The following is a 13521-nucleotide window of genomic DNA, read 5'->3' on the forward strand; positions in this document are numbered from 1 at the left end:
GCTTATTAAATATCCAACTATATACACCTCAAGATTTAAATCCGGAAGGTCCTCATGCCTTAGCAGAAATGCAGATTGATTCCAGGCTGGCTAAAGCAGACGCTTTGGAAGAATTTTTCTTTCAGGATATTTACTTTCTGACTGGCGATTTAAAGCCCCAGCACTCCCTGTTTTTACGTGATAAAGCCAAACAGCTCCGTCAACTTATTATTGATCAAGTCTATATATGGGTTAATGCGCCTGACCGAGTTGCTAATTGCTTAAAACAGATGTCGCCTGTGCAAGCTGAAATCATCGACTCCTTTATGATTAAAGCCGAAGTTTATACTCAGCCTTGTATCAGTAATTGTCTTCAAAGTGGACATGAGATTCCGGCGCATGTTTTAAAACAGCTACAGCAAATCTTTTCCTTGCAATATTTGCAGCCAGATGAGTTTCTATCGATTCAGTCAGTGATGGACAGTCTGGATGCATTCTGTTTCAGTGCGCCCGAGTTTCTGCACCCAGCGACTTTCCGGATTATCTCCTTATCCTTTGAAAACCGGTTCAATCTGCATGAGCTGAATGACCATATTGACGATATCCGTTTGCTGTATCGGCATGCCGAAGAGCAAAGTCATCTACTGGGCTTTGTACGGCTGATGAATCGTGATAGCTGGCATCGGAGTGATCTGCTATCCAAACGCAATTTTCTGGAAAATAATCCTTATTTATGGCAGAAAAAAGTCGCCAAACTTCCTTTATTTGACTGTCATCGGGTAGTGAACTGGTTATTTAAACAGCCTGCGGAAATTTTGGATTGGCTGAGCAGCAATATTCAACATAGCAGTGTGCGGGTGGCGGCAACAGCTTTAAGCTTTATCGATACGCATCATGTTCATCCGCAGATTGTTTTAGCTACCTTGCAATATTTTCAATATATCGCAGCACGTCTGTTTATTGATGATGTTCATCAATATGCTCTTCAGCATTGCTGGTTTGAGCATGAGCTGAATCGAACAGTTGTTCTCAAAGGGACGCGTCAGGGTATTGAGGATCATCGTATTGCGATTAGTCCATCGATTTTATATCTGGATGAATGGATCGGATTATTGCGGGATGTAGTGGCAATGGATGATCAGATAACTAAAAGGGTCTATGCCAACTTAAGCCGAGTGATGCAAGCTTATATGCAGCATCTGTATAAGATTACCTGTGATTTGCCTGAGGATGTGTTGGCTTATATTCGGCCTCAAACTCAGCAAGACCGTAATTTTTATAACGTGCTACAACGTAACCAGATTCCATTTGTAGAGTTCAGGAAGCGTTTTTATTTACACGCCCGGCATGTGCGGGAATCCTGTTTTGACGGTTATATCCGCGATTATCTGCCGGAGTATTTTTCTACTCAAACAGAAGTGCCTAAGAATTTAAGCTGGACCAGTTTATTTATGCAGGCAGTTGCCTGGCATGAGCAAATTCAGAAGCAAGAGATTATTGCCAAGCTCAAAAAAGACTTTGCTCTAGCCAGCTGGAGGCCGCTCACACAAGCACATTTTCTACTGTATTTTAATTGGCGGTTTGAGGAATTGAAAACACTAGAGCGGATTATTGAAGAGGCCAGAATATTCCGGAACTGTCTGGCTGCAAGTTATGCACAGCGTATAGTCGAAGGTGAATATGTGGCCTTTCGCATGTCACATCCTGCCATTAAATTACCTTTGATTTTAGGCTGTCAGTTGCAGAATGACCAAGTCATTTTTGACCAGCTTGAGTATCCAAATAATCAAAAAGCGGAAGTTGAATATATCAATATTGCCCAGCATTTTATTAACTGGTTAAACCTGCAAGCTTGATCTGATTCAATGCTTTTCTGTCCGTGAAGCTTAACTTTTCCGGCAAAAATCGTTAGGCTATAGCCGTTCTTTTACGGTATCTCTTTTATGAAACAGGAAACTGCACTTAAGCTCTTAAAAGCAGGGGAAAATGTCTTTTTAACCGGTTCTGCGGGTGCAGGGAAAACTTATACGCTTAATCAATATATCAATTATCTGAAAGCCCGTAAGGTATCGGTCGCGATTACTGCATCGACTGGTATTGCGGCAACGCATATGAATGGTATGACCATTCATACCTGGGCCGGAATCGGGATCAAAGACTTTTTGTCTGAAGAAGACCTGAAGCGCATGAAAGAGCGTAAATACCTGAAAGAACACTTGGAAAATGCGCAAGTCCTAATTATTGATGAAATTTCCATGCTGCATGCCAAGCAGCTCAATCTGGTCAATCAGGTGCTGAAATATTTCAAGGAAAGCGATGAAGCTTTTGGCGGGATTCAAGTCATTGTTGCAGGAGACTTTTTCCAGTTACCGCCTGTTGGAAAAAATGATGAACGTAACCGCGATAAATTCTGTTTTATGTCGGATGCCTGGGTTGAAGCCAAGTTCCGCGTCTGTTATTTAACTGAACAGCATCGTCAGGGTAATGACTACCTGAATGATATTTTGAATGCCATTCGTGCGCAGGCCATTTCACCTGAACATCGTTCAGCACTACAGGCCACACGTCAGCAGGACATTGGCGATACCTATACACGTCTCTATACCCACAATATGGATGTCGACAGCATTAACTTTAAGCATCTTAATGAAATTGATCAGGATCCCCGCCAGTTTGATGCGCAATGTGATGGTAATGAAAAACTGATTGAAACCTTAAAGTCTTCAGTCCGAGCACCCGAAGCCTTAACCCTGAAAAAACATGCCAAGGTCATGTTCGTGAAAAATAACTTTGATATGGGTTATATCAACGGCAGCTTGGGTGAAGTGATCGGCTTTGAAGATGATGATGAGCATGGCATTCTACCAAAGGTCAAACTGACAGATGGAACTACATTAATTGTAGAGCCTGAAACCTGGTCGGTAGATAATGAAGCAGGCAAAACCATTGCCAGTTTCCAGCAGATTCCACTACGTCTGGCTTGGGCAATCACCATCCATAAGTCTCAAGGCATGACGCTAGAAGCTGCTGAGATTGACCTGAGCCATACCTTTGAAAAAGGTCAGGGCTATGTAGCATTATCCCGTTTAAAAAGTTTAAATGGTCTACGCTTAAAAGGCTTTAATGAACAGGCTCTGGAACTGGATAGTCTTGCCATTAAGGCTGATCGCCGTTTTCAGGAACTGTCAGATGAAGCAGAAGCGAATTTTGAAAATGTAGATTTGACTGTACAGCATAAGGCCTTTATTCGTCATTGTGGTGGCACTTTGAACGAAGTCGAGATCCAGCGCAATGAGAAGAAAATTGCCAAAAATGGTGGTAAGCAAAACTACGCGACTGCAACCTTGGATGAAACCCGTGAATTGTTTGAAGAAGGTTATGAGATTTCCGATATTGCAACTGAACGTGGCTTGACACCTGCCACTATCATTAACCATCTGGGGCGTTTGCATAAGGAGCAAGGGCTGGATATCTCAGTGGCTCATCCGGGTGAAGAAGTTGTTGAACAAGTCCGCAAGATTTATAAACGCTTGACCAAACGTCAAAACTCAGATCATTTTAATGATGACGGCAGTATTAAATTACGTCCGATCGTGGAACTGACCAGCCCACGTATGGGTTATGATCAGGTGCGTTTGGCCTTGCTGTTTGTGGAATAAAATTTGGGTTTTTAAATTTTAGTATTTAACGTGAGCTTTTACTTTTGAAAGATCAAAAGTAACAAAAATCTTTTGTTGGATTGAAGGTACATCCTGTACCTCAATCCAACGAGCGACATCCATGTCGCTGATCATGCGATTTAATACTTTGCAGTTCATAATTTTAGAATGTTAATTTTTAAGAATATTGCACAGTCATGGTTAAAGGCTTATTGCGTTCCAATCAATAACGATAAAATCCCAGCTGCAATTAATGGCCCGACTGGGACACCACGAAGAACTGCTACACCTGCCACCGTACCAATTAATAGACCTGCAACGACATCAGGCTGACTCGACATCAGTTTCACCCCACGTCCACCAAGCCAGGCAACAAATAGACCGATTGCAATTGCCAGTAAAGATTTCCAGCTCAGGAATGATTTCAGAATACTGTCACCGGGAATTTTCCCGCTAGCAATTGGAGCCAATACGCCAATGGTTAAAATAATAATCCCGATATTTAGGCCATGTTGCTGCACATAAGGTAAGAGGTCATTTAAAGGTGTAATTTTCAGGACGATCAACACGGCCGCAGCAATGGTCACAGCAGTATTATGACTAAAGATACCACAAGCCAATAAAACCAGAAGAACAAGCAGATTCAGATCAAGTTGGGACATGCGGAGATAGAAAAAATGAAAAGTCACAGGATTATAGGCTTTTTAGCCATTTAAAGGGAGAATGCTCTACAAGAAATGAATCTGGCTAGTTTTCAGTATAGAATGCGCCTATCGTTCGTATAAACAGGTTCAGACAGATGCTATTGGAAAAAATGTTGCAATCACAAGGTTTCGGTTCACGAAAACATTGTCAGCAACTGATTAAAAATGGTGCTGTTTCGATTCAGAATAAAATCATTGATAACCCCAAGCATAAGCTGAATCTGAAAGATCTGACCTTTAGTGTCTATGGTCATGAGTATCGCTATCGGGAAAAAGTATATATTGCACTCAACAAGCCTCAAGATTATGAATGCTCACATCAGGCTACCCATCATTTTAGTGTATTTGATCTGTTTGATGACATCCTGTTAAACCGTGGAACTCAATGTGTAGGTCGTCTCGATCAGGATACCACCGGACTTTTATTGCTGACGGATGATGGTCAGTTTTTACAAGCGTTGACCCATCCTAAGAAACATGTGGCGAAAGTCTATCAGATGACTACTGCCGATCCCGTAACAGATGAGCAGATTCAACAGCTTGAACAGGGTGTGGAATTGAGAAATGAAAAAGGCACCTTTGCTGCTACAGATATTGTCCGTCTGGATGAAAATCGTCTGCAAATGACGATTCATCAAGGGGTTTATCATCAGGTGAAACGTATGCTGGCAGCTGTGGGCAATAAAGTGGAGCAGCTGCATCGTGCCCAGATTGGTGCATTGGCCTTGAATGAACTGGCAATAGGGGAATGGACCTATCTGGACGCAGAACAAGTGGCACAGGCAAAATTCCGTACCGAATAAAGTCTGGGATTTATTTCAGGAAACAATGGAAAGTCACGAATTCATTGTCCTGAATAAATCCAAGTGACTCATAAAGTTTATGTGACTGATAATTGGTTTTTTGCGTTTCCAGGCTGATTCGAAGCGCATTTTCATGTCGGGCAAACAAGATAGCAGTGTCAATCAGTTGCTTGGCTGCACCATGCCGGCGATAAGGCGGGCTAATATAGACATCGTCCAGCACATAATAAGTAGAACATGCGACTGAGGAAAATCTTAAATACAGCAGAATAAATCCGGTAAAAATATCATCCTTGGTATTGATAAAAATGACAGTTTGACCATCTTCAAAACGCTGTTTCAGAAACTCGTAAGATAAATCCAGATTGGAAGAAGTACCATAAAATTGACGGTACTCATCAAATAAAACGGCCAGGTTAGGTAGATCTTCTGACTGGGCGCGTCGCACGATCATCGGCTTACTCCATGTTAATTTTATTATTTATCATTAACATCAAGCATAGCGAAGTTTGAAAGGAGAGAAACTTAAGAATTGTTCGTAAATGCAACAATGTTAAATTTTGTCGCTTTCACCTAAAATGGCATTCAGTTCTTCAAATAAATCAAAATGATCATCATCCAGATTCATTTCCTGATGATCTGCTGGAATCGCTGTAGTACTTGGACTTGAGCTTTGCTCTGACTTTAGTTCATTCTGTTTCTGCTTGCGTAACTTGATCAGCTGTTCCAGATTAATATTCTGATTTTCAATCGAGAAGGGGATTGATTTGGTCAGAACCACCTGTTTAAAAAAAAGACGAACTGCCTGAGCCGGCGTAATCCCCAATTGTTTAAATACTGCAAATGCCTGTTTCTTTTCTTGGGAATCCAGGCGAATTTGATAAACTTCAGTTTTTCTCATAATATTTTCAAAGCTTTAAATTACTTAACTTTTCGCCTTATTCTAATCGATAACTTCGGGATTTCAATCCTCAAGTTGCCGTTTTTAGAAAATAATCTGTAATGACAAGAGATTTACAGTGTCAATTCAAGTTCAGAACTAAATTGCATCTGCTTTTGGGTAACTGGATCCGTAAACTGAATGTGTTTGGCTAGTAGCTGTAAAGGTGCAGAAAAATCATCATCCGCCTTATGGGAAACCTGTGGATAAAAAGGATCATTCTGGATCGGAATCCCCAAATGACTTAAGTGTACCCTTAACTGATGCTGCTTTCCTGTATGCGGTTTTAGCTCATATTTGCCCCATTGCTGATCATGTTGCAGCAATTGAATTTCGGTTTCGCTATTAGGCTCTCCTTCTACCACCTGCATGGTATAAAAGGGCTGGCCTTTCTCCATTTTCAGCTTTGTGATGAGCGGAAAACTTAAATCATCACGATAAGCCGCAATCGCATGATAGGTTTTTTGTACCTGCCGAGTCGCAAACATTTGCTGATAAACGCCACGCGATTGCACACATTTTGAAATCAGCACCACACCTGCCGTTTCACGATCTAAGCGATGAATTGGAGTGAGATGTTCATTTCCGGTTTGCTGTTTTAGGCGTACCAGCAAGGTTTCCTGTACATATTGCCCAGTAGGACTCATGGTCAGAAAATGCGGTTTATCAACGACCAGCAGATGTTCATTCTCAAACAGAATCTGATGCTGAAAAGGAATATGCACTTCGTGTGCCAAAAAACGATAGTAAAAACAATGAGTATTCGCTTGAAAAGAACTTTCGATGCTTAAGGTATTACCCTGAGCATCATAAACCAGACCATTATCGAAACGGGATTGCCATTCGCTCGACTCAATATGTGGAAATTGTGCACAGAGATAGGAATAGACTGTCTTGGGTGAATCAGCTGTCGCTTGCAGGAATACTTTACTTGCCGTAACCCCATTCAGCATGGGTGGGCTAAATTCAACAGTCGAAGTCATCACAACGTGGATCTATCTCTGGTCTGAAACGGATGCTGTGAAAAAATACAGTTTCTCACAGAGGTGAATAGGCTTTTAAAGCGTTGCGATGCTATCATAATTATTCTTTTTCATCATGTCGTGAGTAATATGCCTCATTCATTTAATGTCACTTTAGAACATGAAGATGACACCCAAAATCTGGCCAAAGTTCTGGCAAATAATTTTTCTTCGGGCGTTATATATCTGATTGGTGACTTGGGTGCGGGGAAAACCACGCTGACGCGTTATTACTTACAACAACTCGGTCATAAAGGCTCAGTAAAAAGTCCGACTTATACGCTGGTGGAACCGTATCAGGTGAATGGTCAGGATATCTTTCATTTTGATTTATATCGTCTCAATGACCCTTATGAACTTGAATTGATGGGAATCCGGGATTATTTAGAAACTCCCAATGCGCTATTTCTATTTGAATGGCCTTCTAAGGGGGGTGATGAAATCCCGCAAGCCGATTTAATTATTGAAATTTTAAAATCAGAAGATGAGCTGACCCGTACTGCAAGTCTGATTTCTTCTAATCTGGCATTACAGCAAGCTTTGGAGCGTGAATTCCCAAATGGTTGATGATTTAAGCATACGCCGTATCCGTGCACTTGATCCTGCGCTGGCGAATCAGATTGCCGCAGGTGAGGTGATTGAACGTCCTGCATCTGTGGTCAAGGAGTTGCTGGAAAACTCGATTGATGCAGGTGCGACCGAGCTGATCATCCGGGTGGAACAGGGCGGCAGTACGCTGATTGAAATCATTGACAATGGCCGAGGCATTCATTATGAGGATTTGCCACTAGCCGTGATGCGTCACGCGACCAGTAAGATTCAAACGGCTGAAGAGCTGCATGCGATTACCAGTTTGGGCTTTCGTGGTGAAGCGCTGGCCTCGATTGCCGCAGTGTCTCGTCTGACTTTAACCAGTAGCCAGAATGAAGATGGCATTGGCTATCAGGTTGAAGTGAACGGTACGGCTTTTGATCATCAGGAGATTCAACCTGTCGCGGCATCCAAAGGTACCCAGATCCGGGTGCAGGATTTATTCTTCAATGTCCCGGCGCGGCGCAAATTCCTGAAAAAGCCCGGCACTGAATTTGGACATATCGAAGAAATTGTTCGCCGTATGGCTTTAACGCATTTCGATATTCGCTTTGTATTGGAACATAACCAAACGATCAAGCTGAATTTGCCGGTTGCAGATAGTGGAGCTTTGCGTTTTCAACGTGTGCAACAATTACTTGGCCGTCAGTTTACTGAAAATGCTTACTGGATTGATGCAGACAGTATCAATATGCGTTTATCAGGCTGGCTCGGACATCCTTCGGATGCACGGGCTCAAGCCGATTTGCAGTATGTCTATGTGAATGGCCGGATCGTTAAAGATAAGACTATTTCGCACGCTTTGCGTATGGCTTATGATGGTATTCTGCATGGCCATCAGCATGCCGCTTATTTACTGTTTCTGGAAATCGATCCAGAAAGCATCGATGTCAATGTGCATCCAACCAAACATGAAATTCGTTTTCTGAACCAGCGTGAAGTACATGAATTTGTACGACATTATGCCAAGGAAACCCTAGCACAATTCCAGACTGCGAGCGCTGATCTGGCTGAGGCGATGAAACCTGAGTCTGAAGCTGTTGCGATAACACCTCAGCCGCGCTATCAAGAGCAGTTTAGCCTGCATCAGTCCGTAGCCACTCAACCGGTTATTCCAGTCACATCTCCGTATCGTCAGCATGAAGAAGAAGCTTCTGATGTGTTAACGGATTTCGAGTCATCAGGTCCACAAACTATGTATTATGCGCAGGATTACAATAAGTCATATTCGGGTTCACAGCAGCTGAATAATGCCTTGAAAAGTTATCTCGCGCCTTTAAGAGAAACTGAACCGGAAACCAATACTTCAGCATCGGATGCATTGCAGTCACATTTACACAGTAAAGTGGATGAGCATCCTTTGGGGATTGCGATCGCCCAGCTGCATGGTATTTATATACTAGCGCAAAATACCGAAGGCTTAATCATCGTAGATATGCATGCGGCGCATGAGCGTATTCTGCTGCAACAGATGAAAATGGCTTGGGATAAACCGGAATTCTGGATATCCCAGCAATTGCTGATTCCTAAAGTGGTGAGCATTAGTCGTATGCAAGCCATGCGTGTTGACGAACTCAAAGATCAACTCGCTCGTTTAGGCCTGGAAATTGACCAGTATGGTGATGAACAGGTCATTGTACGGGGCGTACCGGCTATTTTACATAAGGCTGATTTTGATGCCTTGATCCCTGAATTATTGAATGATCTGGATCCTAATGATCAGGGACAGGGTTTAATGCAGAAACGTGACCAGATTCTTGCAGGTATGGCCTGTCATGGTGCAGTACGTGCACATCGAATGTTGAGTCTGTCAGAAATGAACGCTTTGCTGCGCCAGATGGAACAAACTGAATTTGCGAGCCAATGTAATCATGGTCGTCCAACCTGGCGAGCATTTCCATTGTCTCAACTTGATAAACTTTTCGCTCGAGGAGAGTAGCCTTACATGTCTAATCAACTGCCGGTCATCAATTTAATGGGACCAACTGCAAGCGGTAAAACTGCTTTGGCATGTGAACTATACGAGCAAGGTCATTTTGAGCTGATTTCTGTCGATTCTGCGCTAGTTTATCGGGAAATGGACATTGGTACAGCGAAGCCATCTAAAGAGGAATTAGGGCGCTATCCGCATCATCTGATTGATATTATTAGCCCGCTCGAAGTCTATTCTGCAGCAAACTTTGTCGAAGATGCTTGCCGTCTGATTGATGATATTCATGCGCGTGGTAAAACACCAATTTTGGTGGGTGGCACCATGCTGTATTTTAAGGCCTTACTTGAAGGCTTGTCTGATAATTTACCAAGTGCAGATTATGCGGTGCGTGCCCAGATTGAAGAGAAAGCCGCTCGTGAAGGGTGGGAAGCGGTGTATGCTGAATTATGTCAGGTAGATCCTTTAGCAGGCCAGAAATTTAAAGTCAGTGATAAACAGCGAATTATCCGTGCTTTAGAGGTTTTTAAGCTAACAGGTGAGCCGATTACAAAACTACAAGCAGAACAACCAAAAAATTTACCATATCGTTACAGTTTCCATAATTATGCCTTAATGCCCGATCGGTTAGAATTGCACAAACGTATTGAAAAACGTCTTGAAATTATGTGGAAAAACGGATTTTTAAATGAAGTTAAAGGATTAATTGGAAAATACGATTTTGACGAAAATTTACCCTCAATGCGTTCAGTAGGTTACCGCCAAGCCATAGAATTCTTAAAAAAAGGTGACCTAAGTCATGAAAAACAACGGGAAATGGAGGATAAGGCTTTATTTGCGACACGACAACTTGCCAAACGTCAATATACCTGGTTGAGATCTTTGCAAGAAAAGCATAAATTTACAACATATTTTACGCTCGAGCAGGCCCAAGAAGACTTGCGAAACTGTCACGGATAAAGCAAAATTTGAGTACTATCTTTTTTATAATTTTTAATTGAAAAATAGAGATAGTTTTTTGCGCTGATTTTTAAATTTTTGGAGTTATAACATGTCTAAAGGTCAAACTTTACAAGATCCATTCTTGAATTCTCTCCGTAAGGAACGTATTCCAGTTTCTATCTTCCTGGTAAACGGTATCAAATTACAAGGTCACATCGAGTCTTTTGACCAATACGTTGTATTATTAAAAAATACAGTAAGCCAAATGGTTTACAAACACGCGATTTCTACAGTTGTACCTGCACGTAACCCTCGTCCAGCTGGTGCTCCTGCTGGTCCACAAGGTGCTGGCTTCGGTGGTCAAGGCGGCGCAGGTGGCTTCGGTGGTCAAGGCGCTGCTGGTGGCTTCGGCGGTCAAGGTGGCTTCGGCGGTCAAAGTGGCTTCGGCGGTCAAGGCGCTGGCTTCGGTAGTCAAGGTGGCTTCGGTAGTCAAGGTGGCTTCGGTAGTCAAGGTGGCTTCGGTGGTCAAGGTGCTGGTTTTGGTGGTCAAGGTGCTGGTTTTGGTGGTCAAGGCGCTGGTTTTGACAACGATTCAAAATTTGAAGATTCTTCTGACGACGAAAACAATCGTTAATCGGATCTGAAATAAAAAAGCCTCTTAATAAGAGGCTTTTTTATTGCTTAAAAAATTGAGCCATTAAAAAAAGCCAGCATTATACTGGCTTTCTTTTCTTAAATTAACGAGCGCGTTTAGGATCTAGCTGAGGATCTTTGATTTCTACATAGGCATTGCTACGGGTTTCACGTAACCAGCTATCTAGCTCAGCATCAAACTGGCGTTCACCCAGGATCTGGCGTGCCATACGTTCCTGATATTCCTGAGTCATATCTTGCTGACGTGTATCGGTCACTTGCAGGATATGCCAGCCAAATTGTGACTGGAACGGTTCACTAATCTGACCCACTGGCGTACTTTTCATACGCTGTTCAAATTCAGGTACCATGACACCTGGGCTGACCCAGCCTAAACTTCCGCCATCACGTGCTGAACCTGTGTCATTAGAGAAAGTAGACGCCAATACTGCAAAATCTTCACCTTGCTTAAGACGCGTATATAAGCTATCAATCATCTGTTTAGCATTTTCCGGGCTAACCACTTCTGATGTTTGAATCAGAATATGACGGGTCTGGTACTGAGGAACCAATGCTTTCTGCTCACCACCTTTACGCTCTAAAAGTTTCAGGACATGCACGCCATCTGCCGCAGGAATCAGTTCAGATGTTTGACCCGCTTGCAAAGTAGAAACACGTGCAGCGAGTTCGCCTGGGATTTCTGATAAATTTCGCACGCCCATATCAGACGCATCTACTCTAATATCGCCAGTTGAATATTTTTTGCTGATCGCCTGAATATCATTGCTGCTGCTTAAATCATTTCTTACTTGCGCAGCAATCTGTTGAGCATTTTCTCCGGTTATACGTAAATGCAGAACATGTACCTGGCTGCCTAACAGAGCTTGACCTTGCGGTGTATTCAGGAAGTTTTTCACATCCTGATCACTGATCTGGATACGTGAATTTACTGCTTGTTGGCGTAAACGGCTAAGTGCCAGATCTTCAGCAATACGGTTACGTAAAGAGGCATACGTATTCGGCGCGATAGCATCTAGTTTTTGCTGGAAAGCTTCCAAGCTAGGAGAGCCTGACTCACGTGCTACTTTAAGCACTGCTTCATTTAAAGATTTTTCATCTGGACGGATATTGTAGCGTTTGACCTGTTCCAGTTGAGCCTGACGTACAATTAGCTGTTCAAGTGCTTGTTGTTCAAGATAAGGTTGCGGTGGAACAGGCTTGTTTTGCTTTTGTAACTGGTGAGAAATTTCAGCAACGCTTTGTGCCAGATCACTACGCAGAATAGCACTATTGTCGACAACAGCTACAACTTCATCTTTAGGTTGGGCAACAGCAAAAGTCGTCATCGCTGAAGAAAGACATAGCGCAAGTGCGGTCGCTTTAAAAATTTGTTTTAACTGTTTTGTCTTCATTAACGTTCTGTCCAAGTTTGATTGATATTGTTAAAACCTAGAATACGATTTTCTAGTAATGAGGTTAGCTTGTTGCTTAACCCGCCAAGACCTTTAAGCGTTACTTCAGCCATTACTGCACGTTTCGCTTTCACATCTGGGTCATTGATATCGTCTAAGTCATTGTAGTATGAGCGGCCATAGACAGATACTCCCCAACAGCATGACTCATAGTTTACGCCAAGTAAATATTCACGTGCGACACTATTATCCAGGTCAAATTGCGCATGGCCGACCAGACGCCAGTTATTGGCAATTGGCTGGATAAATGAGCCAACCACCTGATCATAACTTTCCTGGCGGTTTGGAATATCTTTACGATAGAAATAGCCTACGTTATATAGATTGCCCTGATCGCCCGTATAATAAACCTGTACATCACGCTGGGCATTGGAGCCATTCGACATCCAGCTAGAATTTAGGTTGACATGCACGTTTTTGTTTAACTGACTTCTAAGCTGAATAACTGGACCAGTATGGCTTTCACGGTCAAATTTATCTGCTTCACGATCTAATGTGACACGGCGATCTTCAAAGAAGAAACTTTGTCCCACACTGGCGCGTAATCGCTCTAAACCTTCTTCATTAAATAAACTGTAACTAAGACCTAAAGAAGCGAAGTTATTGTCTTCTAAGCGGTCATTACCATAGAAGCGGCGTGCACTAAATAATTGGTCATAATTAATTGAGGCTACGACAGAGTCAAAGTTTGGCTGATTGCGCTGATTTTCATACGGTGAATAAGCGTAAAACAGGCGAGGCGTCAAGGTCTGTAAATAGCGACCATCTTTTTCAAAAATTAAACCGGTGTCCAGCGTAAATTGTGGCACTACGATAGAATGATTTTCACTTGATGAGCTGGTTTGA

13 protein-coding genes are annotated in these 13521 nt (G+C 42.6%); 7 read left to right on the top strand and 6 right to left on the bottom strand.

What is annotated here, in order from left to right; genetic code table 11:
- Both B4J23_RS13510 and B4J23_RS13515 read left to right on the top strand, forming a co-directional pair.
- On the top strand, window positions 1–1835 hold a 1835-nt coding region (locus B4J23_RS13510), incomplete at its 5' end, for a hypothetical protein (RefSeq protein ID WP_291361326.1).
- An 87-nt stretch (window positions 1836–1922) separates the two neighbouring features.
- Window positions 1923–3638 (top strand): AAA family ATPase, encoded by a 1716-nt coding sequence (locus B4J23_RS13515; RefSeq protein ID WP_159124012.1) that lies wholly within the window; start codon window positions 1923–1925, stop codon window positions 3636–3638.
- A 209-nt stretch (window positions 3639–3847) separates the two neighbouring features.
- Here B4J23_RS13515 and B4J23_RS13520 read toward each other — a convergent pair whose 3' ends face one another.
- Window positions 3848–4300, bottom strand: coding sequence for a DUF441 domain-containing protein (locus B4J23_RS13520; RefSeq protein WP_125279042.1), 453 nt, complete (start codon window positions 4298–4300; stop codon window positions 3848–3850).
- Window positions 4301–4437: 137 nt separating this feature from the next.
- On the opposite strand from B4J23_RS13520, the gene B4J23_RS13525 reads away from it, so the two are divergent.
- Window positions 4438–5145, top strand: a complete 708-nt coding sequence (locus tag B4J23_RS13525) for a pseudouridine synthase (RefSeq protein WP_262736464.1) — start codon at window positions 4438–4440, stop codon at window positions 5143–5145.
- 10 nt (window positions 5146–5155) lie between these two features.
- Here B4J23_RS13525 and B4J23_RS13530 read toward each other — a convergent pair whose 3' ends face one another.
- The 3 genes from B4J23_RS13530 to B4J23_RS13540 all read right to left on the bottom strand — a co-directional run bounded on the left by B4J23_RS13530 (window position 5156) and on the right by B4J23_RS13540 (window position 7068).
- On the bottom strand, window positions 5156–5599 hold the full coding sequence (locus tag B4J23_RS13530) for a GNAT family N-acetyltransferase (protein ID WP_004784033.1): 444 nt from the start codon (window positions 5597–5599) through the stop codon (window positions 5156–5158).
- Window positions 5600–5698: 99 nt separating this feature from the next.
- On the bottom strand, window positions 5699–6046 hold the full coding sequence (locus B4J23_RS13535) for a type II toxin-antitoxin system RelB/DinJ family antitoxin (RefSeq protein WP_262736465.1): 348 nt from the start codon (window positions 6044–6046) through the stop codon (window positions 5699–5701).
- A 113-nt stretch (window positions 6047–6159) separates the two neighbouring features.
- Complete coding sequence (locus B4J23_RS13540) at window positions 6160–7068, bottom strand: RluA family pseudouridine synthase (RefSeq protein ID WP_262738055.1); 909 nt, start codon at window positions 7066–7068, stop codon at window positions 6160–6162.
- Window positions 7069–7197: 129 nt separating this feature from the next.
- Between B4J23_RS13540 and tsaE the strand changes: the two genes are divergently transcribed.
- The 4 genes from tsaE (at window position 7198) to hfq (ending at window position 11204) form a co-directional block, all read left to right on the top strand.
- Complete coding sequence (gene tsaE / locus B4J23_RS13545) at window positions 7198–7674, top strand: tRNA (adenosine(37)-N6)-threonylcarbamoyltransferase complex ATPase subunit type 1 TsaE (protein WP_291361332.1); 477 nt, start codon at window positions 7198–7200, stop codon at window positions 7672–7674.
- Window positions 7667–9637 carry a DNA mismatch repair endonuclease MutL gene (mutL, locus tag B4J23_RS13550; RefSeq protein ID WP_291361333.1) on the top strand — a complete coding sequence of 657 codons (1971 nt, stop codon included), beginning with the start codon at window positions 7667–7669 and terminating at the stop codon, window positions 9635–9637. The genes tsaE and mutL overlap by 8 nt, the downstream gene beginning before the upstream one ends.
- A 6-nt stretch (window positions 9638–9643) precedes the next feature.
- Window positions 9644–10588, top strand: coding sequence for a tRNA (adenosine(37)-N6)-dimethylallyltransferase MiaA (miaA, locus tag B4J23_RS13555; RefSeq protein ID WP_291361335.1), 945 nt, complete (start codon window positions 9644–9646; stop codon window positions 10586–10588).
- A gap of 91 nt (window positions 10589–10679) precedes the next feature.
- A complete protein-coding gene (gene hfq, locus B4J23_RS13560) occupies window positions 10680–11204 on the top strand; it encodes an RNA chaperone Hfq (RefSeq protein ID WP_291361337.1) in 525 nt (174 codons plus the stop codon).
- 103 nt (window positions 11205–11307) lie between these two features.
- Here hfq and B4J23_RS13565 read toward each other — a convergent pair whose 3' ends face one another.
- Window positions 11308–12615, bottom strand: coding sequence for a peptidylprolyl isomerase (locus B4J23_RS13565; RefSeq protein WP_291361339.1), 1308 nt, complete (start codon window positions 12613–12615; stop codon window positions 11308–11310).
- The coding region (locus tag B4J23_RS13570; protein WP_291361341.1) for an LPS-assembly protein LptD at window positions 12615–13521 on the bottom strand (907 nt) is incomplete at its 5' end. The genes B4J23_RS13565 and B4J23_RS13570, both read right to left, overlap by 1 nt.

The sequence above is a fragment of the Acinetobacter sp. UBA3025 genome, assembly GCF_002367915.1.
Classification (GTDB): domain Bacteria; phylum Pseudomonadota; class Gammaproteobacteria; order Pseudomonadales; family Moraxellaceae; genus Acinetobacter.